This is a genomic window from Micromonospora sp. WMMD1120 (assembly GCF_029626235.1).
Taxonomy (GTDB): domain Bacteria; phylum Actinomycetota; class Actinomycetes; order Mycobacteriales; family Micromonosporaceae; genus Micromonospora.
Map to the genome: position 1 here is coordinate 3,838,059 of NZ_JARUBO010000005.1, position 22,105 is coordinate 3,860,163.

General features: G+C 73.0%; 19 protein-coding genes. 8 read left to right on the plus strand and 11 right to left on the minus strand.

What is annotated here, in order from left to right:
• Window positions 1-50: 50 nt before the first annotated feature.
• A complete protein-coding gene (locus O7634_RS18080) occupies window positions 51-2,396 on the plus strand; it encodes a heavy metal translocating P-type ATPase (RefSeq protein ID WP_347404266.1) in 2,346 nt (781 codons plus the stop codon).
• 38 nt (window positions 2,397-2,434) lie between these two features.
• On the opposite strand, the gene O7634_RS18090 is transcribed toward O7634_RS18080, so the two are convergent.
• From O7634_RS18090 to O7634_RS18100, 3 genes are all read right to left on the minus strand, one after another.
• Window positions 2,435-3,280 (minus strand): universal stress protein, encoded by an 846-nt coding sequence (locus tag O7634_RS18090; protein WP_278151286.1) that lies wholly within the window; start codon window positions 3,278-3,280, stop codon window positions 2,435-2,437.
• Window positions 3,281-3,290: 10 nt separating this feature from the next.
• Entirely contained in the window at window positions 3,291-5,684 is a 2,394-nt protein-coding gene (locus O7634_RS18095) for a phosphoketolase family protein (protein ID WP_278151287.1), read from the minus strand.
• Window positions 5,685-5,752: 68 nt separating this feature from the next.
• Window positions 5,753-6,613 carry a universal stress protein gene (locus tag O7634_RS18100; RefSeq protein WP_278151288.1) on the minus strand — a complete coding sequence of 287 codons (861 nt, stop codon included), beginning with the start codon at window positions 6,611-6,613 and terminating at the stop codon, window positions 5,753-5,755.
• 158 nt (window positions 6,614-6,771) lie between these two features.
• Between O7634_RS18100 and O7634_RS18105 the strand changes: the two genes are divergently transcribed.
• From O7634_RS18105 to O7634_RS18130, 6 genes are all read left to right on the plus strand, one after another.
• Window positions 6,772-7,008: an HTH domain-containing protein gene (locus O7634_RS18105; protein WP_278151289.1), complete on the plus strand. Its 237-nt coding sequence runs from the start codon at window positions 6,772-6,774 to the stop codon at window positions 7,006-7,008.
• Window positions 7,008-7,586 carry a Clp protease N-terminal domain-containing protein gene (locus tag O7634_RS18110; protein WP_278151290.1) on the plus strand — a complete coding sequence of 193 codons (579 nt, stop codon included), beginning with the start codon at window positions 7,008-7,010 and terminating at the stop codon, window positions 7,584-7,586. Before O7634_RS18105 ends, O7634_RS18110 begins: the two co-directional genes overlap by 1 nt.
• 75 nt (window positions 7,587-7,661) lie before the next feature.
• Window positions 7,662-8,684: a diacylglycerol kinase family protein gene (locus tag O7634_RS18115; RefSeq protein ID WP_278151291.1), complete on the plus strand. Its 1,023-nt coding sequence runs from the start codon at window positions 7,662-7,664 to the stop codon at window positions 8,682-8,684.
• Window positions 8,677-9,678, plus strand: coding sequence for a YihY/virulence factor BrkB family protein (locus tag O7634_RS18120; protein ID WP_278151292.1), 1,002 nt, complete (start codon window positions 8,677-8,679; stop codon window positions 9,676-9,678). The genes O7634_RS18115 and O7634_RS18120 overlap by 8 nt, the downstream gene beginning before the upstream one ends.
• A 120-nt stretch (window positions 9,679-9,798) precedes the next feature.
• Complete coding sequence (locus O7634_RS18125) at window positions 9,799-11,289, plus strand: phosphatase PAP2 family protein (RefSeq protein WP_278151293.1); 1,491 nt, start codon at window positions 9,799-9,801, stop codon at window positions 11,287-11,289.
• Window positions 11,290-11,297: 8 nt separating this feature from the next.
• Window positions 11,298-12,107, plus strand: coding sequence for an endonuclease/exonuclease/phosphatase family protein (locus O7634_RS18130; protein ID WP_278151294.1), 810 nt, complete (start codon window positions 11,298-11,300; stop codon window positions 12,105-12,107).
• A 199-nt stretch (window positions 12,108-12,306) separates the two neighbouring features.
• On the opposite strand, the gene O7634_RS18135 is transcribed toward O7634_RS18130, so the two are convergent.
• Together O7634_RS18135 and O7634_RS18140 are read right to left on the minus strand one after the other, a co-directional pair.
• Window positions 12,307-13,143, minus strand: coding sequence for an alpha/beta hydrolase (locus O7634_RS18135; RefSeq protein WP_278151295.1), 837 nt, complete (start codon window positions 13,141-13,143; stop codon window positions 12,307-12,309).
• Window positions 13,140-14,102 (minus strand): TIGR03557 family F420-dependent LLM class oxidoreductase, encoded by a 963-nt coding sequence (locus tag O7634_RS18140; RefSeq protein WP_278151296.1) that lies wholly within the window; start codon window positions 14,100-14,102, stop codon window positions 13,140-13,142. Before O7634_RS18140 ends, O7634_RS18135 begins: the two co-directional genes overlap by 4 nt.
• 375 nt (window positions 14,103-14,477) lie before the next feature.
• Between O7634_RS18140 and O7634_RS18145 the strand changes: the two genes are divergently transcribed.
• Window positions 14,478-15,824, plus strand: coding sequence for a cellulase family glycosylhydrolase (locus tag O7634_RS18145; protein WP_278151297.1), 1,347 nt, complete (start codon window positions 14,478-14,480; stop codon window positions 15,822-15,824).
• Window positions 15,825-15,879: 55 nt separating this feature from the next.
• On the opposite strand, the gene O7634_RS18150 is transcribed toward O7634_RS18145, so the two are convergent.
• From O7634_RS18150 to O7634_RS18175, 6 genes are all read right to left on the minus strand, one after another.
• Window positions 15,880-16,200 carry a multidrug efflux SMR transporter gene (locus tag O7634_RS18150; protein WP_278151298.1) on the minus strand — a complete coding sequence of 107 codons (321 nt, stop codon included), beginning with the start codon at window positions 16,198-16,200 and terminating at the stop codon, window positions 15,880-15,882.
• A 172-nt stretch (window positions 16,201-16,372) separates the two neighbouring features.
• Window positions 16,373-17,632, minus strand: a complete 1,260-nt coding sequence (locus O7634_RS18155) for a sigma-70 family RNA polymerase sigma factor (RefSeq protein ID WP_278154006.1) — start codon at window positions 17,630-17,632, stop codon at window positions 16,373-16,375.
• 3 nt (window positions 17,633-17,635) lie between these two features.
• Window positions 17,636-18,037 carry a YciI family protein gene (locus O7634_RS18160; protein ID WP_278151299.1) on the minus strand — a complete coding sequence of 134 codons (402 nt, stop codon included), beginning with the start codon at window positions 18,035-18,037 and terminating at the stop codon, window positions 17,636-17,638.
• A gap of 96 nt (window positions 18,038-18,133) precedes the next feature.
• Window positions 18,134-20,269 carry an alpha-galactosidase gene (locus O7634_RS18165; protein ID WP_278151300.1) on the minus strand — a complete coding sequence of 712 codons (2,136 nt, stop codon included), beginning with the start codon at window positions 20,267-20,269 and terminating at the stop codon, window positions 18,134-18,136.
• A complete protein-coding gene (locus O7634_RS18170) occupies window positions 20,266-21,147 on the minus strand; it encodes a carbohydrate ABC transporter permease (RefSeq protein ID WP_278151301.1) in 882 nt (293 codons plus the stop codon). Before O7634_RS18170 ends, O7634_RS18165 begins: the two co-directional genes overlap by 4 nt.
• Window positions 21,144-22,100 carry a sugar ABC transporter permease gene (locus O7634_RS18175; protein ID WP_278151302.1) on the minus strand — a complete coding sequence of 319 codons (957 nt, stop codon included), beginning with the start codon at window positions 22,098-22,100 and terminating at the stop codon, window positions 21,144-21,146. Before O7634_RS18175 ends, O7634_RS18170 begins: the two co-directional genes overlap by 4 nt.
• Window positions 22,101-22,105 lie beyond the last annotated feature (5 nt).

Below are 22,105 nucleotides of genomic sequence, written 5' to 3' on the forward strand. Positions count from 1 at the left end.
ATCAGGCGGTGTGGCGTCGGTGCGCGGCGGTGGGCTGCGACGATGCGCAGATGGCAGCGGAGCCGACCGAGTGCGTCGAGCCGCAGCCGGCGCGCGGCCGCGTCCGGCGGTGGTGGGCGTGGACGCCGCTGTTCGGGCTCGGTGTGGCGGTACTCGCCGGCGCCGCGCTGCGGATCGGCGGGCAGCGGACCGCCGCCGAGGCGATCTGGGCGGCCGTCACGGTGGCCGCGCTGCTCCCCGCCGCGTGGTCGATGCTGCGCTCGCTGTGGCGTCGGCACTTCGGCGTCGACGTGATCGCCGTGCTGGCCCTGGCCGGCGCGCTCGCGGTCGGGGAGTACCTGGCCGGGGCGGTCATCGCGGTGATGCTGGCGACCGGACGCTCGCTGGAGGCGTACGCGCAGCGCCGCGCCACCCGCGACCTGCGGGCGCTCCTGGCCCGAGCCCCGCGTACCGCCCGTCGACGGGGGGCGGGAGGCGGCGTCGAGGTGGTGCCGCTGGATCAGGTGGAGGCGGCGGACCGGCTGCTCGTCGGCCCCGGCGACGCGGTGCCGGTGGACGGGACCCTGGACGAGGCGGCCACCCTGGACGAGTCGGTGGTGACGGGCGAGTCCCGGCTGCTCCAGCGGGCGGCCGGGGAGACGGTCGCCAGCGGCGTGGTGAACGCGGGGGCCGCGTTCGGGATGCGGGCGACGAGGAACGCGGCGCAGAGCACGTACGCCGGCATCGTGCGGTTGGCCGAGGAGGCGACGGCGCACAAGGCCCCGATGGTCCGGCTCGCCGACCGGTACGCCGCCGCGTTCGTACCGTTCACGCTGGTCCTGGCCGGGCTGGCCGGGCTGCTCGCCGGTGACGTCGTCCGGTCGGTCGCGGTCTTGGTGGTGGCCACCCCCTGCCCGCTGCTGCTGGCCACCCCGATCGCCATCGTCTCCGGGTTGTCCCGGGTGGCCCGGCGTGGCGTGCTGGTCCGTGACGGCGGCTCACTGGAACTGCTCGGCCGGGCCCGTACCCTGCTGGTGGACAAGACCGGCACGCTCACCGCCGGCCGCCCGCGGGCGGCCGAGACCGTCGTCGCCCCCGGCGGCGACCGGGACGAGGCGCTGCGGCTGGCGGCCTCGGTGGAACAGCTCTCCCCGCACGTGCTGGCCGCCGCGCTGGTCCGGCAGGCCCGGGAGCGCGGGCTGGCGCTGACCGAACCGGCGGACGTGACCGAGGAGCCGGGCCGGGGGGTCACCGGCCGGGTCGACGGCCGGTTGGTCAGTGTCGGTCAGGTCACCGGCGAGCTACCGGACTGGGCGGACCGGGCGCGGGCCCGCGCCGAACTGGCCGGCTGGTCGACGGTGTGGGTCAGCGCCGAGGACGCGGTGCTCGGCGCGATCCTGCTGGAGGATCCGGTACGCCCCGACGCCCGCCGGACCGTGCGCCGGCTGCGCGCGGCGGGGCTGCGGCGGATCGTGCTGGTCACCGGCGACCGACCGACGACCGCCGCGCAGGTGGCGGCAGCCGTCGGCGTGGACGACACGCTCGCCCGCTGCACACCGCGGCAGAAGGTCGATCGGGTCCGGGCGGAGGCCGACCGGGCGGTGACGGTGATGGTCGGCGACGGGGTGAACGACGCCCCGGCGCTGGCCCAGGCGCACGTGGGCGTGGCGATGGGCGCGACCGGGGCGAGAGCCTCGGCGGACGTCGCGGACGCGGTGCTCACCGTGGACCGGCTGGACCGGCTCGCGGACGCTGTGGAGATCGCCCGGTACGCCCGCCGGATCGCCGTGCAGAGCGCCGTCGTCGGGATGGGACTGGCCGTGCTGGCGATGCTCGCCGCGGCGGCCGGCCGGCTTCCCCCGGTGGTCGGCGCGTTCCTTCAGGAGGGCATCGACGTGCTGGTGATCCTCAACGCGCTGCGGGCCCTGCGGGGTGGACTGCGCCGCCGTGCCGTCGCGCCGCGTACCCGGGAACTGCTCGCCCGTGCCGCCGAGGAGCACCGGGCGGTACGCGAGGTGCTGGCCGGGCTGCGCGACACCGCCGACCTGGTCGCCACCGACCCGGCCTCGCCGGGGTGCCTGCCGGCGGTACGGGAGACGCACCGCCGCCTGACCGAACAGGTGCTGCCGCACGAGGATGCCGAGGACCGGCAGCTCTACCCCGCGCTGACCGAGCCGTTGGGCAGCGGCGAGGCGACCTCCACGATGAGCCGCGCGCACGTGGAGATCCGTCGTCAGGTCGACCTGCTCGGCGTTCAACTCGGGCAGTCCGACGACGGTCGGCTGCGCCGAGACCAGGTCCCGGACCTGCTCGCCACCCTGTACGGGTTGGACGCCGTGCTGCGCCTGCACCTGGCGCAGGAAGAGGAGGAGTTCTTCAGCCTCGACCCGGCCGAGCCGGCGCCCGAGCGGCGCTGACGCGGGCCGCGGTCGGCTCGGGACGACTCCGGCGTCCCTCAGCGTTCGCGGACCACCGCGACCGGGCAGTTGGCGTGTTGGATGAGCTGTTGGCTGACCGACCCGAGCAGCATGCCGGCCAGCCCACCCCGGCCGCGGCTGCCGACCACCACCAGCCGCGCGTCGCGGCTCGCCGCGATCAGCGTCGACGCCGGGCTGCCCGCGACCAGGTCGACGGTGATGTCCAGCTCGGGAAAGGTCCGCCGCCACGGCTCCAGCGCCGCCTCGACGGACGCCCGCTCGTCGGGGACCCCGGCCGCCCCACCGGGGCCCGGTGTCCAGGCGTGCAGGACGCGGAGCGGCACCCGCCGTCGCGCTGCCCGTTCGGCAGCGAAACCGAGCGCCACCAGCGACGGGTCCGAACCGTCCACACCGACCGCCACCGGGCCGTCCGGCCCGCCGGCCGTCCCGTCGCGGACCACCACCACCGGGCAGCGCGCGTGCGCGGCGACCGACACCGCCGTGGACCCGGCCAGCAGACCACCGAACCCGCCGTGGCCCCGGCTGCCGAGCACCAGCAGGCCCGCCTCGGCCGAGCGTTCCTGCAACACCAGGGCGGGCGGGCCGTCGTACACCTCGCCGGTGACCGTCAGGCCCGGGTTCGCGGCGGCGGCGTCGGCCGCCGCGCCGCGGACCAGGTCGTCGACCTGACGGCGGGCGGTGTCGTCCGGCCACACGCCGGGGGCCACGCCGGGACCGACCCAGCCGGCCACTGTCAGCCATTCGAAGACGTACGCCAGCCGCACCGGTTGTCCGCTGTGCCGGGCCTCCTCCAGCGCCCAGTTCAGGGCCACCGAGGCGTCGGTGGAGCCGTCGTAGCCGACCAGGATCTCCGCGTCGCGCACGGGTCCTCCTTCAGGGGTTGGTGGGATCGGTCTCGCGGACCCAGCGCCACTCCGCGACCCGGGGGTCGTCCTCGCCGTACTGGCGGGTGTAGTCGCGGGCCGCCTGCCGGGCGTCGGCCATCTGCTGGCGCAGGTGCGCGGCGCGGGCGGCCAGCCCGGGCACCCGGTCGATGACGTCGATGACCAGGTGGAAGCGGTCCAGGTCGTTGAGCATCACCATGTCGAAGGGCGTGGTCGTGGTGCCCTCCTCCTTGTAGCCGCGCACGTGCAGGTTCTCGTGGTTGGTACGGCGGTAGGTGAGCCGGTGGATCAGCCACGGGTAGCCGTGGTAGGCGAAGATGACCGGGCGGTCCTTGGTGAAGATGGTGTCGAACTCGTTGTCGGTCAGGCCGTGCGGGTGCTCGGTGTCCGGCTGGAGTCGCATCAGGTCGACAACGTTCACCAGTCGCACGGTCAGCTCCGGCAGGTGCCGGCGCAGCAGGTCGGCGGCGGCCAGCGTCTCCAGGGTGGGTACGTCTCCGCAGCAGGCGAGCACGACGTCCGGTTCGTTGCCGGCGTCGTTGCTGGCCCACTCCCAGATGCCCAGACCGCGCCGGGTGTGTTGGATCGCCTCGGTCATGGTCAGCCAGTTCGGCGCCGGTTGCTTACCGGCCACCACCACGTTGATGTAGTGCCGGCTGCGCAGGCAGTGGTCCATGGTGGCGAGCAGCGTGTTGGCGTCCGGCGGCAGGTAGACCCGGACCACCTCGGCCTTCTTGTTCACCACGTGGTCGATGAAGCCCGGGTCCTGGTGCGAGAAGCCGTTGTGGTCCTGGCGCCAGACGTGGCTGGACAGCAGGTAGTTCAGCGAGGCGATCGGCTGTCGCCAGGGGATGGCCCGGGTCACCTTCAGCCACTTGGCGTGCTGGTTGACCATCGAGTCGACGATGTGGATGAAGGCCTCGTAGCTGGTGAACACACCGTGCCGGCCGGTCAGTAGGTAGCCCTCCAGCCAGCCCTGACACAGGTGCTCGGAGAGCACCTCCAGCACCCGGCCGTCGGGGGAGAGGTGGTCGTCGCCGGGAACCGTGGCGGCCACCCAGGCCCGGTCGGTCACCTCGAAGGCGGCGCCCAGCCGGTTGGACGTCACCTCGTCCGGCCCGAACAGTCGGAACGTCTGCGGGTTGGCGCTGATGACGTCGCGGATCCACGGCCCGAGCGCCCCGGTCGCGCCCACCATCGGCTGGCCGGGCTCGGGGACCTCCACCGCGTAGTCACGGAAGTCCGGCAGGGTCAGGTCGCGTAACACCACGCCGCCGTTGGTGACCGGGTTGGCGCTCATCCGGCGGTCCCCACGCGGGGGCAGCGTGAGCAGTTCGTCGACCGGCGCGCCGGTCACGTCGAACAGCTCCTCCGGCCGGTAGCTGCGCAGCCAGTGTTCCAGCTCGGCCAGGTGCGCCGGATTGTCGCGGACCCCGGACAGCGGCACCTGGTGGGCGCGGTAGGTGCCCTCCACCTGGGCGCCGTCGACGTCGCGCGGACCGGTCCAGCCCTTCGGCGTACGCAGGACGATCATCGGCCAGCGGGGACGTTCGACGGCGCCGCCGGAGCGCACCCCGCGCTGGATCGACGCGATCTCGTCCAGCGCCCGGTCCATCGTGGCGGCGAGCGCGCGGTGCACCTGCGGCGGGTCGTCGCCGGCCACCACGTACGGCTGGTAACCCGACCCGCGCAGCAGGTCGAGCAGGTCGGTCTCGGGGATCCGGGACAGCACGGTCGGGTTGGCGATCTTGTAGCCGTTGAGGTGCAGGATCGGCAGCACCGCGCCGTCGCGGGCCGGGTTGAGGAACACGTTGGAGAGCCAGCTACCGGCCAGCGGCCCGGTCTCCGCCTCACCGTCGCCGATCACGCAGGCCACCACCAGGTCCGGGTTGTCGAACGCGGCGCCGTAGGCGTGGCTCAGCGCGTACCCCAGCTCCCCGCCCTCGTGGATCGAGCCCGGCACGTCCGCCGCGACGTGGCTGGGGATGCCACCCGGGAAGGAGAACTGGCGGAACAGCCTGGCCATGCCGACCTCGTCGCGCCCCACGTCGTGGTAGCGCTCCGACCAGGTGCCCTCCAGCCAGGTGTTGGCCACGATCGCTGGGCCGCCGTGGCCGGGCCCGGTGACCAGCATGGCGTTCAGGTCGCGCGCCACGATCACGCGGTTCAGGTGGGCGTAGATCAGGTTGAGCCCGGGGCTGGTGCCCCAGTGCCCGAGCAGCCGCGGCTTGATGTCGTCGGGGGTCAGCGGGTCGCGCAGCAGCGGGTTGTCCAGCAGGTAGATCTGCCCGACGGTCAGGTAGTTCGCGGCGCGCCAGTAGGCGTCCAGCCGGCGCAGCTCGTCGTCGGTGAGGGCGTGGCGTACGTCGGGAGCGGTATCCATCAGGCTGCCTCTCGCGGTTGGGAGTGGGGCGTCCGGTGTCCAGCCTGGCCGCCGCGGACGCCCTCGGGTCAGGGCCGTTGGTCCCTCGACGAGGAGGGCTGCGACCCGGTCAGTGGCATCGTGGCGAGACCGCGGACGACGACCACCGGCGCCGGGGAGTGGTAGAGCAGGGATTGGGCGACCGCGCCCAGCATGGCCCGGCCGGGTTCGTCACCGCGGGCGGCGACGAGCGCCAGCTGCGCGGCGCGGGACGTGTCGACGAGCACGGCGCCGGGGTCGCCGCGTACCACGCGACACTCGGTCGGCACCCCGCCGTGCCGGTCGGTGTGCTGGGCCAGGGCCGCGCCGAACTGCTCGGCGACCGCGTCGGTGTCCTCGTCGTCCTCGACGACGCGAAGCGCCAGCAGGCGGGCGTCCCGACCGGCGGCACAGCGCAGCGCCCATCGCAGGGCGAGGTGGGAGCTGGACGAGCCGTCCACGCCGACCAGCACCGGGCCGTCCGGCGGCGGCTCGCGCCGGACCACCAGCAGGGGGCAGCCGGCCCGGGCGGCCAACTGCACGGCCGGCGTGTCGGCCGGGACGCACTGGCCGCTGCCGGCGATGCCGCTGTCACCGACGGCCAGCAGGAAGGCGCTCTCCGAGCGGCGGATGAGGGTGGGCAGCATGGCGCCCGCGACGATCTCGCCGCGGACGGTCAGCCCCGGCTCCGCCTGGTGCGCGCGTTGGGCGGCCTGGGTGATCAGTTTCTCGGCCTGGTCGCGTGGAGCGGCGACGGTGTCGGCGGAGAAGGCGGCGTGCCAGTCGAAGGTGTGCAGCAGGTGCAGCGGTCGGCCGTGTCCGGCGGCCTCCCGCGCGGCGTGGTCGACGATCGGGAGGTCGAGGTCCGACCCGAGGCCGACCAGCACCGCGGCGTCGGCGGGTGCGGCCATCCGATATCACCTCCCGGGCGTCGCGCCCGGCACGACCAAGCTGTCCCTGACCGAGCGTAGTCGGATGAGCACGGTGGCGGAGCCGGATCGAGCGGCTGCGTCGCCCACACCGTCAACCAGGGTTGACACGGTCGGCACTGTCAACGTATGTTGACAGCATGAGTCAGGCGACCGAACTCGCGGCGGCAGCCGGCAGCACCGACCCCCGGGTCGGGCTGCGCGCCGTCCGCGCGCTGCGCCGGCTGCTCGAGCGGCTCGAGGTGGTCCAGGTGGACAACGCCCGTCGACAGGGCTGGTCCTGGCAGGAGATCGCCGACGCGCTCGAGGTCAGCCGGCAGGCGGTGCACAAGAAGCACGCCGGGCGACCGGCGGTCAACACATCCTGGGAGGCGTGATGTTCGAACGGTTCACCGACCGGGCGCGCGACGTGGTGCGGCGGGCGCTGGAGGAGGCGCGGGCCGAGGGTCAACGGCCCGTCGGCACCGAGCACCTGCTGCTCGCCCTCCTCGACGACGATGCCGGCCTGGCCAGCCGGGTGCTCGCCGACGCCGGTGTGCGCGCCGACGACCTGCGCGAACGCGTCCGCGCGCACACCGCCACCGGCGGCGCCGGTCTCGGCGACGCCGACGCGGCGGCCCTCCGGGAGATCGGCATCGACCTGGCCGCCATCGTGGCCCGCATCGAGCAGTCCTTCGGCCCGGACGCGCTGCGCGAGGCGGTGCCGGCGCCCCGCCGTCGCTGGGGGCGCAAGCGCTACCTCGGCACCCCGTTCTCGCCCCGCTCGAAGAAGGCGCTGGAGTTGTCCCTGCGGGAGGCGTTGCGCCTGCGCCACAGGCACATCGGCACCGAGCACATCCTGCTCGGGGTGCTGCGGGAGGGCGGCGGGCTGGGCGCGTTGGTGCTCACCGAGTCCGGCGTCGACCTCGACGACCTGCGCCGGCGGGTGGAGGCGGCGCTGCGTACGGCGGCGTGACTGGCACGGCCGACCTGAAACCTGATTGTGGCACTTCCGACGCCTGTCGATCGCCGGGTCGCCGGAGCGGCCCGCATGCCGCACACTGGCGCCGTGGATGCTGGACAGGACAGGCGGCCCGCGGGCGGTGACGGTGGGCTGCGCTCCGCCGTGGTGGTCAACCCGTCGAAGGTCGACGATCTCGACGAGCTGCGCCGCACCGTCGACGACGCCCTCACCGCGGCCGGCTGGCCCGCGCCGCAGTGGCACGAGACGACAGTCGACGACCCGGGCCGGGGGCAGACCGAGCAGGCCGTCAAGGACGGCGTCGACCTGGTCTTCGCCTGTGGCGGCGACGGCACCGTGATGTCCTGCGTCAGCGGGTTGGTCGGCACCGACGTCGCCCTCGCCGTGCTGCCGCAGGGCACCGGCAACCTGCTCGCCGCCAACCTCGGGCTCTCCACCGACCTGGCCGCCGGGTTGCAGGTCGCCGTCGAGCGCGGTCGACGGCTGCTCGACGTCGGCGCCGTGGAGGACAAATACTTCACGGTGATGGCCGGCATGGGCTTCGACGCGCAGATGCTCGCCGCCACCAACGAGACCACCAAGGCCCGCATCGGCTGGCCGGCGTACGTGGTGGGCGCCGCCCGTCACCTACGGGACCGGCCGATGCGGGTGCAGATCCGGATCGACGACCGCCCGCCGGTCCGCCGACGGGCGCGCTCGGTTCTGATCGCCAACGTCGGCCGGCTCCAGGGCGGGGTGACCCTGCTGACCGAGGCCGAACCGGACGACGGCTGGCTCGACGTCGCCGTGCTCACCCCGCGCAGTCTGCGACACTGGCTCGCGCTCGGCTGGGCGGTGATCCGCCGCAGCGGTCAGGTGCCCCGGCTGGAGGTGTTCCGCGGCCGGCGGGTCGTGGTCACCAGCAACCGGGCCCAGCCCCGCGAGCTGGACGGCGACCTGATCGCCCCCGGCCGGCAGCTCCGGGCCGAGGTCCGCCCGCGGGCGCTCTGGCTCTGCGTCCCGCAGCCCGAGGAGGCCCCGGACCTGGCCGTCGACGCCGAGGGTGCCGGGGAGCGGGGCGAGCAGCTGATCGAGGAAGCGCGCCGTGAGTAGCACCCGGATCGTGCCGGAGACGCGCCTGATGGCGGACGAGGAGCTGTCCGCCGACGACGCCTGGCACACACTGCGCCGGCAGGGCGGCTGGCACCTGCTACGCGACGCGTTCATCAGGTTCCGCTACGGCGACGGGTTCAGCCACTCCCGGGCGTTCGCGCTGCAACTCTGCCTCGCCGTGGTGCCGTTCCTGATCGCCCTCACCGGGCTGATCTCCGAGCTGGGCGTCGAGGAGGGCGGCCAGGTGGTCGCCGACACCGTCCTGGCGCTCACCCCCGGGCAGAGCGCGCAGATGGTCGCCGAGCTGCTCGGCGAGGGCGAACGCGTCGAGGACGCCGGCGAGCTGGCGCTCACCCTCGGTCTGCTCACCGGGCTGGTCGCGCTGACCACCACGATGGCCCAGATCGAGCGGGGCGCCAACCGCATCTACGGTGTGGAACGGGACCGGCCGGCGCTGCGCAAATACCTGCGGGCCGCCGTGCTGGCCGTCACCGCCGGCCTGCCCGCGCTCGCCGGCTTCCTGATCCTGGTCGGTGGCGGCGCGATGGGCGACTCGGTACGCGAACACTACGAGTGGGGTTCGCTCGCCCACGGCATCTGGGACGTGATCCGCTTCCCGCTGAGCCTCGGGCTGACCGTCCTCGCCGTCGCCGTGCTCTTCCGGCACGCGCCCCGCCGCAACCAGCCCGGCGTGTCCTGGCTGCTGTTCGGCGCCGGAATCGCCACCGCCCTGTGGTGGTCGGCCAGCCTGCTGCTCGCCGGGTACGTGCGGTTCAGTGACGGTTTCGGGCAGACCTACGGCGCGTTGACCGGCATGATGGCGCTGCTGCTGTGGGCCAACCTGACCGGGATGGCGCTCTTCGGCGGGCTGGCCTTCGCCGCCCAACTGGAGGCGCTGCGCATCGGCGTGCAGGAGCCGGCCCAACCGGACCTGTGGGAGCCCGACACCGACCGCGTCGGGCTGTTCGACACCGGGGACATGACCGCCCTTTAGGGCGCGTGTCAAAGCCCCTGGCCGGACGAGGACTTTGACACACGCCCCAGCCCCGCCGCGTGTACGGCGGACGCGGATCGGGTAGAAGCGCCTCGCCAACGGCGACAAGGGAGGTGCGGGATGACCGCGGTCAAAGAGGTGGCGCGGCGTCCGATCGGTCATTTCGCCGAGCGGAGCATCGCCGGTCTGCTGGCGGTCACCGGCGCCGGGGTGGCCTTCGGCCTGCTCCTGCTGCTGGTCCGGACGCGGTGGAGCCCCCTGCAGGACGCCGACCACGCGCTCGCCGAGTGGTTCAACGGGCTCGTCGCCCCGCACCACGCGCTGGTCACCGTCCTCCAGGCGGTCACCGACCTGGGCGGCCGGCCGATCCTCATCTGGTTGGTCACCATCGCCGTGGTCGGGCTGCTGATCCGGCGTCAGCCCCGGCTCGCCGTCTACCTGATCATCACCGGCGTCGGCGGCCTGATCCTGGACCCGTCCCTGAAGACGCTCGTCGGCCGACTCCGCCCGGTGGTGGACGTGCCGATCGCCAGCGCGCCGGGCAACAGCTTCCCGAGCGGGCACGCGCTCGGCTCGTTCGTCGCGTACGGGGCGCTGCTGCTGGTGTTCCTCCCGGCGATGGCGCCGCGCTGGCGTAAGCCGGCGATCGTCGGAGTGGGCGTGCTGGTTGCCCTCATCGGCCTGACCCGGATCGCGCTGGGCGTGCACTTCGTCTCCGACGTGGTGGCCGCCTGGCTGCTCGGCGCCGCCTGGCTGGGCGTCACCGCGTACGCGTTCCGGCTGTGGCGTCGCGAGCGGGGCCGGCCGGTGCCGCCGCTGACCGAGGGCCTGGAGCCGGAGGCGGGCCACGACATCGCCCCGGCCCCGGCCGAGGAGCACGTGCTGGCCCATCCCCGCTCGGCGGTGGCCGAGCTGCTGGTCGGCTGGGTGCTCGTCTTCGGCGCCCTCTACGGCTTCGGCATGTACGTCAGTTACCACGCCAAGGGCACCTTCCTCGACACCCTCGACACCGACGTGCCGCGCTGGTTCGCCGACCGGCACACCGACGCGTTGACCGAGGTGAGCTGGTGGTGGAGCAAGTTCGGTGACACCCACGCCATCCTGCTGATCTCGCTGGTGTTCTGCCCGCTGGTGCTGGCGGTGTGGCGGCGCTGGCGGCCGGTGCTCTTCGTGGCGCTGGCGATGGTGGGTGAGCTGACCCTCTTCCTCGCCTCCGCGCGAGCCGTCGACCGGCCCCGCCCGGCCGTGGAGAACCTGGACGGTCCGATGCCCACCTCGTCGTTCCCGTCCGGACACATCGCCGCCACGATCTGCGTCTGGTTGGCGATCACCCTCATCGTGTTCCCGCGTACCGACCGCTGGTGGCGGTGGATCTTCGTGGGGCTGGCCGTGCTCATGCCGGTCGGGGTGGCCACCTCCCGGATGTACCGGGGGATGCACCACCCGACCGACTTCATGGGCGCGATCCTGCTCTCGGCGCTCTGGATCGGGCTGCTCTACTTCGTCGTTCGTCCGAACGCCGACCTCGCCGAGGGCAACCGGCCGGCCATCGAGTCGGAGGACGTGGACACCCTCGACGACGAGCTGGCGCGGGCCGGCCGACCCGGCTGAGGGCCGTCGTGCTGCGGGTGATGACCTGGAACATCCGCACCGGCGGCCGGGATCGCGGCGGCGTCGACCGGCTGGACGGGGTGGTCCGGGTCGTCGACGCGCAGGCGCCGGACGTGCTGGCCCTCCAGGAGCTGCGGGGCTTCGACAGTGACGGGCTGATGGCCGACGTGGCGGACCGGGTGGGGATGACACCCCACCTGGCCCGGTCGTGCGTCGGGCAACCGGTGGCGGTGCTGGTCCGGCCGCCGTACCGGCTCCTCGACGCGGGGACGCTGCGCCGGCCGTTCCACCACGCCGCCGCCCGCGTGGTGGTGGCCACCGCCGCCGGGCCGCTGACCGTGCTCGGCGCCCACCTATATCCGTACTCCGGTGGCCGTCGGCAGATGGAGGTCGACTGGCTGGTCGCCGCGCTGCGCCGCGCCCCGGGGCCGCTGACCCTCGTCGCCGGTGACCTCAACTCGCTCGACCCGGCTGTCGACCACACCGCCCGGCTCGCCGGTCTGCCCGCCCTGTACCGGCGGCGGCACCTGCGCCGACGCGGCGGCGCGGTGGACACCCGCGCGGTCGCCCGACTGCTCGACGCCGGTCTGGTCGACCTCTGGCCCGCCCGCAACGCCGACGCGCCGGAGGCCGACGGTCACACAGTGCCGACCGGCCTGGGTGGGGCCGAGTTCGCCGGGATGCGGCTCGACTACCTGCTCGCCAGCCCGGCGTTGGCGCAGCGGGCCGGCGCCTGCCGGGTGGTCCGCGACGACGGGGCCGGCACCGCGTCCGACCACTACCCCGTCATAGCCGACCTGGACCTCGCCGCCGGCTGAGCCGACGGTCCGCCGGTCCGCGTGCAACCGGCATCGCGTCCGCGCCCATCCAAGGGTGACAGTGTCGGAGCGCCTCAGAGCACCAGGTTGAGCAGCACGGTCAGCACCACCGAGGCCAGGATCGAGAAGAGGATCATCAGGAGGCAGCCGAGGCCGCCGCCGAGCGGGCGGATCTCCACGTTGCCGAAGCGCATCTGGTTCACCTGTCCGTGAGAACGGGAAGCGGGGCGAGCAGGCGGCGGATCACGTCCGCCACCGCTGTCGGATGTGTCGTCGGCGCGTTGTGCGGCGCACCGGCGACCACGGCCACCTCGGCGTCCGGCACCAGCCGGGCCGCCTGGTCGCGCCACGCCCCCGGCGCGACCGGGTCCTGGGCACCGCCGAGCACCACCGTCGGCGCGGCGATCCGCACCAGGTCCGCCTCGATGGCGTTGCGGACCGAGTGCGACAGCGTCGCGAGGACCCGCCAGGGTCGGGCGTTCCAGACGTCCCGCACCAGGATCGGGGCCTGCAACGGCGCCTCACGGGTGCTGTCCACCAGCCACCGGCCGACCTGCGCCCGGCGGGAGCGGGCGGTCGGGTCGCTGGTCGGCCCGGCCAGCACCAGCGCGCGTACCGCGTCCGGCTGGGTCGCGGCGAGCGCGGCGGCCACCTCCGCGCCGAACGAGTGCCCGAGCAGACAGACCGGCGGCAACCCGTACGCGGCCAGCCAGGCCGACAGGTGCGCGGCGTGCCGGCGCACGTCGTACGCGCGGCGGGGGTGCTCGCTCAGGCCGAAGCCGGGCAGGTCCGGCACGTACACCGGATGGGTGCCGGCGAGCGCGGCGGCCAGCGGGGTGAGATACCGGTGCGAGACGGCCAGCCCGTGCACCAGCACCACGGGCGGCGCGTCGGTCCCCGGGCGGACGCCGAGCCGGGTGTGGGTGCGCAGCCCGTCGACGCGCCGCCAGTCACTGGTCAACCCCGCCGCCGGCTCGGGCGCGGCCATGGCGAGGCGCAGCTCGGCGAGCCCGAACGTGCCGGGGAAGAAACTCACAGTTCGCGCAGCCGGGGCAGCAACTGGTCCTGCGCCCAATCCAGGAACATGGGCTGGCCGTCCCCGCCGACCTGGATGATCGCCACGTGCGTGAAGCCCGCGTCGACGTACTTGCGGAACGCCTCGACGTGCGCGTCGACGTCCGGGCCGCAGGTGATGCCCTCGGCGACGTCCTCCTCCCTGACGAACTGGGTGGCGGCGGCGAAGGACTCCGGGCCGGGCAGGTCGGCGTTGACCTTCCAACCCATCCCGAACCAGCGGAACTGGTCGTGCACGATCTTGCGGCACTCCGCCTCGTCCGGCCCGTAGCAGATGGCCACCTGCCCGTACCGGGGCTGGCCGGCGCCGCCGGCGTCGTCGTACATCTCGATGATGTGCCGGTCGGGCTCGGTGGCGATGATGCCGTTGCCGTAGTCGGCGGCGAGCGTCGCGGACTGCCGACCGGACGCGGCGACGGCCATCGGCACCGGCCGCTCGGGACGGTCCCAGACGTAGGCGTCGGGCACGTCGAAGTGGTTGCCGGAGAAGGTCAGCGTCTCGCCGTTGAGCAGCGGTCGGATGATCTGCAACGCCTCCTCGAACATCTCGTGCCGCTGCTGCACGTGTGGCCAGCCGCCGACCACGTGCTCGTTCAGGTTCTCCCCGGCGCCCAGGCCGAGGGTGAACCGACCGTCCGAGAGCACCCCTACGGTGCTGGCCTTCTGCGCGATGACCGCCGGGTGGTAGCGGCGGATCGGGCAGGTCACGAAGGACATCAGCTCCGCGCGGGAGGTGGCGTGGGCGACCGCGCCGAGCACCGACCAGGCGTACGGGGAGTGGCCCTGCGAGTCCAGCCAGGGGTAGTAGTGGTCGGACATCACCAATTGGTCGAAGCCGGCCGCCTCGGCCCTCACCGCGTGGTCCACCAGCTGCTTGGGACCGGCCTGCTCGCACATCAGGGTGTAGCCGACGTTGACCATCCTGGTTTCCCCTTCCCACCGACGGATCGTTCCCGGGATACCCCGCTGGGCGGCGCTCAACCCTCCGTCCGGTTCACCCCCGGAGTGCTTGACGGATCGGGGTGAGCTGCCTACCGTCGCTCTTAACCGGTTAAGACCCGGAGGGTGGCGCGCATCCTGTGGTGGGGATGATCGCCCCGCGACGGCCCGCGCCCGCGTGGGCCGTTGCGGCTGTCTGGGTCACTGGTTCGCCGTACTGAACCGGTTGCGACGGCAAACCCATCGCCCTACGCTGATGCCTGCGCCGAGAGTCGGGCGCGGCTGCCGGGCTGCAGCCGCCTTCCCCTGTCACGTCCCACCCCTGTCGGGCACCGGGGGTCCCCCCTGAGGAAGGCCATGAAGACTCGACTCTCCGTCGCCGGCGCGGCAGTGTTGGCGATGCTCGTCGCCGCGCTGACGTTCGGCCAGCCGGCGCAGGCCGCGGCCGGTTTCTCCGTCGCCAACGGCAAGCTGTACGACGCCAACGGCGCCGAATTCGTGATGCGCGGCGTCAACCACGCGCACACCTGGTACCCGCAGCAGACCAGCTCGTTCGCCGACGTGAAGGCGCTCGGCGCGAACACCGTGCGTGTGGTGCTCTCCAGCGGCGACCGGTGGACCCGCAACACCAACGCCGACGTCGCCAACGTCATCTCGCTGTGCCGGGCCAACCGGCTGATCTGTGTGCTGGAGGTGCACGACACCACCGGGTACGGCGAGCAGAGCGGGGCGATCACCCTCGCCCGCGCCGTCGACTACTGGCTCAGCATCGCCGACGTCCTCACCGGCCAGGAGCCGTACGTCATCGTCAACATCGGCAACGAGCCGTACGGCAACCAGAACTACGCCTCGTGGGCCACCGACAACGCCGCCGCGATCAAGCGCCTGCGCGCCGGCGGGCTGACCCACACGATCATGGTGGACGCGCCGAACTGGGGCCAGGACTGGTCGTTCACCATGCGCGACAACGCCGCGTCGGTCTTCGCCGCGGACCCGGCGCGCAACACCGTCTTCTCCGTCCACATGTACGGGGTGTTCGACACCGCCGCGGAGATCAGCGACTACCTGGGCCGGTTCCGCGCCGCCGGGCTGCCCATAGTGGTCGGCGAGTTCGGCTTCAACCACTCCGACGGGGACCCGGACGAGGACGCCATTCTCGCGTACAGCCAGGCCAACGGGATCGGCTGGCTGGGCTGGTCGTGGAGTGGTAACGGCGGCGGCGTCGAATACCTCGACCTGGCCACCAACTTCAACCCGGCCAACCTGACCACCTGGGGGCAGCGGCTGTTCAACGGGGTCAACGGCATCCGGCAGACCGCCCGGGAGGCCAGCGTCTTCGGCGGCACCCCGCCGCCGACCACGCCCCCGCCCACCACGCCTCCACCGACGACGCCCCCGCCCGCCGGTGGGTGTACGGCGACGTACACGGTGACCAACCAGTGGCAGGGCGGCTTCCAGGGCGAGGTACGGGTGACCGCCGGCGCCAGCGCGATCACGGGCTGGACCACCCGGTGGACCTTCGCCAACGGCCAGAGCGTCACCCAGTCCTGGAACACCGCGCTGACCAGCAGCGGAGCCACGGTGACCGCGCGCAACGTGGGGCACAACGGCCGACTCGCGGCCGGCGCCAGCGCCAGCTTCGGCTTCCTCGGTAGCTGGACCGGCAGCAACACCACACCGCAGGTGAGCTGCACCGCCAGTTGACCATCAGACCGGTGGCCGGGTCCGATCCGGGCCCGGCCAACGGCATCCGTCAGGGTCAGTGCTCCCCGGTCAGGTTCACGATGACCACCCCGGCGATGATCAGAGCGATGCCGGTGAGCTTGACCGGGCCCACCGACTCGCCGAGGAACACCGCCCCGATCGCGACGATCGTCGCGGTGCCCAGGCCCGACCAGAGGGCGTACGCGACGCCCACCGGTATCTCCCGGACGGCCTGGGCCAGCAGGAGGAACGCCAGCGCGTACCCGGTCAGGCAGCCCAGCGTCGGCCAGAGGCGGGTGAAGCCGGCGGTGCTCTTGATCAGGCTGGTCGCCAACACCTCGGCGAGGATGGCGATCCCCAGCAGCACGTACGCCATAGGTGTCGCGCCATCCTTCCTGGTCGGTGACATCGTCCGCGCCCAGGCTAGTGCCGTCGGAAGCCGGCCGGCGCTCACCGCCGCCGACTCCGCCAAGAGGCTGGCAGGGCAGATCTGGGACAGTTCCCGCCCGCGCACCGGCACGTGTCCACGAAGGACAGTGCGTGCGGCGTCAGCCGGGGCCTGATCCGGCGGCGAGGCGGGCCGCCCGCATGGTGAGGTAGAGCTGTTCCGGACGGCTGCTCGTCCGCGCGGCGGCGTCCCGGTAGTCGACGATCGCCCGCGCCCGGTCGCCGGCCATCTCGTGCAGGTGGGCGCGAGCGGCGGCGAGCCGGTGCTGGCCGGCCAGTCGTGGGTCGTCGGCGAGCGCGTCGAGGGCGGCCAGTCCGGCGGCCGGCCCGTGCACCATGGCGGTCGCGACGGCCCGGTTGAGGGCCACCACCGGAGTGCCGGCCAGGCGTTCCAGCACCTCGTAGAGCGCCAGGATCTGCGGCCAGTCGGTCTGCTCGGTGTTCGGCGCCTCGTCGTGCAGCGCGGCGATGGCGGCCTGCACCTGGTACGGGCCGACCGGTCCGCGCGGGAGCGCCCGGGTGACGAGGGCGACGCCCTCGTCGATCGCCGCCGCGTCCCAGCGGCTCCGGTCCTGGTCGGCCAGCGAGATCAGCTCACCGGACGGCCCGGTCCGCGCCGGCCCGCGTGCCTCGGTGAGCAGCATCAGCGCCAGCAGACCCGCCGACTCGCTGTCGTCGGGCAGCATCGTGTGCAGCGCACGGGTCAACCGGATGGCCTCCGCCGCGAGGTCGACCCGGCGCAGGTCCGGGCCGGTGGTGCTGGTGTGCCCCTCGGTGAAGACCAGGTAGAGCACCTGGCGGACGGCCGCCAACCGTTCGGCGCGCTCCGCCGGCTCGGGCATCCGGAACGGCAGCCCGGAGGTCGTGATGCGGTGCTTGGCGCGGCTGATCCGCTGCGCCATTGTCGCCTCCGGCACCAGGAACGCGCGGGCGATCTCGGCGGTGCTCAGGCCACCGACGGCGCGCAGGGTCAGCGCGACCGCCGACGCCGGGGCGAGCGCCGGGTGGCAGCAGAGGAAGAGCAGCACCAGTGTGTCGTCCCGCTCGGCGGTCAGCTCCTCGTCCGCCGGGGAGGCGTACCGCCGGTCGTCCGGGTCCTGCCGGGCGACCAGGTCCTCGCGGCGGCGGCGGGCCTGCTCGCCGCGGACCAGTTCGATCATCCGGCGGTAGCCGACCTGGATCAGCCAACCCCGCGGGTTCGCCGGCAGTCCCTCGGTCGGCCACTGCGTGGCGGCGGCGAGCAGCGCCTCCTGTACGGCGTCCTCGGCGGTGGCGAAGTCGCCGAAGCGGCGGGTGAGCACGCCGAGGACCTGCGGCGCCAGATCGCGCAGCAGGTCCTCGACGTGGGTGTCGACGGTCAGCCCTCACACCTCCTGCGGCGGGGCGGACATCACCGGGTGCACCTCGATCGGCATGTTCAGCGGCCGACCACCCGGGCCGGGCGCCGTGGAGATGTACGCGGCCAGCTCCACCGCCCGCTCCGGGCTCGCGCAGTCCACGACCCAGAAGCCGGCCAGGAACTCCTTCGTCTCGGCGAACGGCCCCTCGGTCACCACCGGCGCCCCGCCGTCCCCGGCGCGGACGATCCGGGCCTGCTGCGGACCGCCGAGGCCCTGCCCGTCGACCCACTCACCGGCGGCGGTCAGCTTGTCGTTGACCTCGCCCATGAAGGCGATGTGCGCCCGGATCTCCTCCGGGGTCCAGGTGTCGATGCTCGGGAAGTCGGTCCCGGCGGCGCTGAACTGCATCAGCAGCATGTACTTCATCGTCGTACTCCTCACGACCGCGCACCCGTCGTCGGTGCTCTCACACTGAGGTAGAAGCCAGCGACACCGTTCTCGACACTCCGCGCACAGAAATTTCTAGCCGGCCTCGTCCACCTCGAGCACCAGGCTCTGCTCCGGGTGCAGGGAGGGTATCTGCACGCCCACCCGGGCCAGCGCGGCCCCGCTCACCGTGACACCTTCGGCCAGCCAGGCAGGCCCGGACAGGTCGATGGCCGCCGGGGCCGGCACGTCCGGGACCGGCCGGACCCGGTACCGCCGGGCCGGGTCCAGGCCGGGCAGCCGCACCGCGCCGGGCACCTGCGTCACCGACGTGGTCAGGCGCGCCACCGCGTACACCGCTCGGGTCTGGTCGGTCGCGACCACGCCGTGCGCCCAGACGGCCGGGTCCGGGTGGTCGACCCGGACCACCCGGCCGGCGTGCAGCAGCGGGCGCAGCCGTTTGTGCAGCGCCACCCAGGCGGCCAGCTCGGCCTGCTCGGCGGCGCTGATCGAGGCGATGTCCCACTCGATGCCGTGGTGGCCGAAGAGCGCTGTCGCGGCCCGGAACCCCAGATCGTGTACGCGTCTGGTGGTGTGCGAGCGCTCCGGGCCGATGTGCGTGCCGATCAGCTCCGGCGGCAGCAGCAACCCCGTCCACCGCTGGATGCCGAGCCGTTCCAGGGCGTCGTTGCAGTCGCTGGCCCAGACCCGGTCGGTACGGGCCAGGATGGCCAGGTCCACCCGCGCGCCGCCGGACGAGCAGCTCTCGATCTCCACGCCCGGGTGACGCCGGCGCAGCTCGTCGAGGAGCCGGTAGACGGCGAGGGTCTGCCCGTGCACCCCGGGCCGGCCGTGGTGCCCCGCCTCGGTGAGGTCCCGGTTCTGGTCCCACTTGAGATACCTGATCCCGGGGTGGGCGCTGAGCAGCGTGTCGAGTCGTTCCCACACGTAGTCGTACGCCTCGGGGCGGCCCAGGTCGAGCGCCTGCTGGTGACGCCAGGCCGGTGGCAGACGCCCCGGCACGGCCAGCACCCAGTCGGGGTGCGCGCGGAACAGGTCCGAGTCGGGGTTGACCATCTCCGGCTCGACCCAGAGCCCGAACTCCAGGCCCCGGCCGGTCACGTGTTCGATCAGCGGTAGCAGGCCGTCGGGCCAGACGGTCTCGTCGACGTACCAGTCACCGAGCCCGGCGGTGTCGTCGCGCCGGCCGCGGAACCAGCCGTCGTCGAGCACGAACCGCTCCACACCGATCCGCGCGGCCCGGTCGGCGAGCGCCCGCAGGCGGTCCAGGTCGTGGTCGAAGTACACCGCCTCCCAGACGTTGAGGGTCACCGGTCGGGGGGAGCGCGGGTGCCCGGGACGGGCCCGCAGGTGGGTGTGCAGCACGTCGCTGAGCCCGTCCAGCCCGGCGTCGGACCAGACCGCGTAGAGCACTGGAGTGTCGTACGACTCGCCGGGGGCGAGCCGGATCTCCCCGGGAGCCAGTAGCTCCCCACCACCGAGGGTCGACTCCCCGGTGGGCCGGCGCTCGGCGACGGTGACGTGGTTCCCGCTCCACGCGGTGTGCACCGCCCAGACCTCACCGTGGCCGAAACCGAACCCGGCGGTGCCGGCCACCAGCAGCAGCGGGGCGTCGTGCCCGGTCCGGCCGTGTCGCCCCTCGCGGACCCAGGCGCCGTGCTGCCACCGGTGCCGCTGCGGCGAGCGTTCGCGGCACCACCGGCCGGTCAGGTCGAGCAGTTCGGTGGCGACCGCTGGGACCGGCAGCACCGGCGTCAGCTCCCGCACCTCGTACGCGCGGTCGCCGTCGTTGCGCAGCCGGTGCCGCAGGGTCAGCAGGCCGTACGGGTCGAGGGTGAGTTCGATGGTCAGTCCGAGGCCGGCGGCCGGGTCCGACGCCCGTACCGTCACCCGGGCCGGCCCCTCGGCGGGCTGGTCGACGTCGAGACCGTCCAGCCGGAACGCGGTGGACCAGTCGGCGCCATCCCGGTGCCCGGCCAGCCCCGGTCGACCGCTCCAACCGGCGCTCGCCTCGGGCAGCAGGGACAGCACTGTCGGCGCGTCGAAGCTGCTGGGCACCACCGGTGGCACCGTGGCGCGGGTGAGCTGGCGCAGGCCCTCGTCGTCGAGGTCGCCGACGTCGCCGCCCCAGTGCACGACCCGGGGCAGCCCCGGGCCGCGCGCGTCGAGCACCAGGCTGGTCCGCGCGCGGCGCAGGTGCAGGATCGTCATCCTTTGGAGGCTCCCAGGGTCAGGCCCCGAACGAAGTGCCGCTGGAGCATAAAGAAGATCACCAGGGTGGGGATCGCGACGAGGACGCTGCCCGCCGAGACCAGGTTGTTGTCGGTGAAGAACTCGCCGCGCAGGTTGTTGAGTGAGCTGGTCACCGGGAACTTGTCGCCGGTGCGCATGAGGACGGTGGCCCAGAAGAACTCGTTGTAGATCCAGGTCACCTCCAGGGTCGCCAGCGCGGCCAGGGCCGGCCGGCACAGCGGCATGGTGACCTGCCAGTACTGCCGCCAGACGCTCGCCCCGTCGACCATCGCGGCCTCGTACAGGTCGCTCGGCAGCGCCTTCATGTAGTTGCTCAGCACGAAGACGCAGAAGCCACACTGGAAGGCCACGTTGATCAGGATCAGCCCCCAGTAGCTGTCGTAGAGCAGCTCGGAGTCGCTCAGGAACTCCGGCAACGGCACCTGCGTGAACAGTCGGAACAGCGGGATGAGCAGCGCCTGCTGGGGGAGCAGGTTGGCGGCGGTGAACACCCCGAGCAGCACGAGGTTGAGCTTCCAACCGAACCGGGCGATGACGAACGCCACGCAGGAGGCGAGGAAGAGGGTGAGCAGCACGGCCGGAACGGTGATGTAGACCGAGTTGAGGAAGTGCTGGCCGAACTCCGCCGTCCGCCAGGCGGTGACGTAGTTGTCGATCGTCCAGCCGCCGAAGGAGACGTACCCGTTGGCGGCGGTGTAGTCGTACGAGCGGAACGACGTCAGGATCGCCCAGCCGATCGGGAAGAGCCAGGCCAGCGAGATGACGATGAGGAAGCCGTGCAGCACCATCCGTGCCGGGGTCACTGTGCGGCGGCGGGCCGCGGCGTCGACGCTCATTCGCGGTTCTCCCTCATCACTGTCGCCAGGTAGATGGTGATGAAGACGAGCGAGACGACCAGCATGATCGTCGCGAGTGCCGAGCCGAAGCCGATCCGGCTCGCCTCGCCCACCACGTTCTGGGTGACCAGCGCGGAGATCAGCTCCAAGCCGTTGCGGCCCTTGTTGACCACCCAGACCAGGTCGAACGCGCGCAGCGACTCGATCACGGTCACCACCAGCACGATGATGTTGATCGGCCGCAGCACCGGGAACACCACCCGGAAGAAGGTGCGGCTCTCCGACGCGCCGTCGACCGCCGCGGCCTCGCGCAGCGACGGGTCCACGCCCTTCAGGCCGGCGAGGTAGAGCAGCATGATGTAGCCGACGTGCCGCCAGCCGGAGGCGACCAGGACCGCCCAGATGTTGACGTTCGAGTCGCCGTACCAGTCGACGTTGCTGCCGAAGACGGCGTTGATCAGTCCTTGGTCGCGCGAGTAGAGCAGTTGCCAGACGAAGCCGATCAGCGCCAGCGAGAGCACCACCGGCAGGTAGAGCGCGGTCTGGTAGAAGCGGCTGCCGCGCAGCTCCTTGTCGAGCAGGACGGCCAGGAACATGCCGAACGGGGTGGCGACCACGAACAACGCCGCCAGCCAGAGCAGGTTGTGCTGGATGGCCGGCACGAACGGCGGGTAGATGTTGACCACGTCGCTGTAGTTGCGTCCGCCGACGAACTCGATCTCGTTGAGTGGGCCGATGCCGTCCCAGTTGGTGCCGGAGAGCAGCACGGTGGCCGCCGCCGGCAGCCAGACGAACCCGGTGACGAGCAGCAGCGGGACGAGCACCATCAGCGTGATGACCACGCGGTCGGTACGGGACAGGAGCCGTAGCCGTCGGCGGCGGCCACCGGTGGAGGTGGTCGTCGCCGGCGGCGGCACGGCGCGATCCGCTTGGATCAGGGGCAGGTCGGACACGATGT

Excerpts from the sequence above, each read along its gene's own strand:
- O7634_RS18105 (WP_278151289.1), top strand. The coding sequence starts at position 6,772 with ATGAGTCAGGCGACCGAACTCGCGGCGGCAGCCGGCAGCACCGACCCC.
- O7634_RS18145 (WP_278151297.1), top strand. The coding sequence starts at position 14,478 with ATGAAGACTCGACTCTCCGTCGCCGGCGCGGCAGTGTTGGCGATGCTC.
- O7634_RS18165 (WP_278151300.1), bottom strand. The coding sequence starts at position 20,269 with ATGACGATCCTGCACCTGCGCCGCGCGCGGACCAGCCTGGTGCTCGAC.
- O7634_RS18125 (WP_278151293.1), top strand. The coding sequence starts at position 9,799 with ATGACCGCGGTCAAAGAGGTGGCGCGGCGTCCGATCGGTCATTTCGCC.
- O7634_RS18080 (WP_347404266.1), top strand. The coding sequence starts at position 51 with ATGGCAGCGGAGCCGACCGAGTGCGTCGAGCCGCAGCCGGCGCGCGGC.
- O7634_RS18095 (WP_278151287.1), bottom strand. The coding sequence starts at position 5,684 with ATGGATACCGCTCCCGACGTACGCCACGCCCTCACCGACGACGAGCTG.
- O7634_RS18115 (WP_278151291.1), top strand. The coding sequence starts at position 7,662 with ATGCCGCACACTGGCGCCGTGGATGCTGGACAGGACAGGCGGCCCGCG.
- O7634_RS18150 (WP_278151298.1), bottom strand. The coding sequence starts at position 16,200 with ATGGCGTACGTGCTGCTGGGGATCGCCATCCTCGCCGAGGTGTTGGCG.
- O7634_RS18170 (WP_278151301.1), bottom strand. The coding sequence starts at position 21,147 with ATGAGCGTCGACGCCGCGGCCCGCCGCCGCACAGTGACCCCGGCACGG.
- O7634_RS18100 (WP_278151288.1), bottom strand. The coding sequence starts at position 6,613 with ATGGCCGCACCCGCCGACGCCGCGGTGCTGGTCGGCCTCGGGTCGGAC.
- O7634_RS18160 (WP_278151299.1), bottom strand. The coding sequence starts at position 18,037 with ATGAAGTACATGCTGCTGATGCAGTTCAGCGCCGCCGGGACCGACTTC.
- O7634_RS18110 (WP_278151290.1), top strand. The coding sequence starts at position 7,008 with ATGTTCGAACGGTTCACCGACCGGGCGCGCGACGTGGTGCGGCGGGCG.
- O7634_RS18140 (WP_278151296.1), bottom strand. The coding sequence starts at position 14,102 with ATGGTCAACGTCGGCTACACCCTGATGTGCGAGCAGGCCGGTCCCAAG.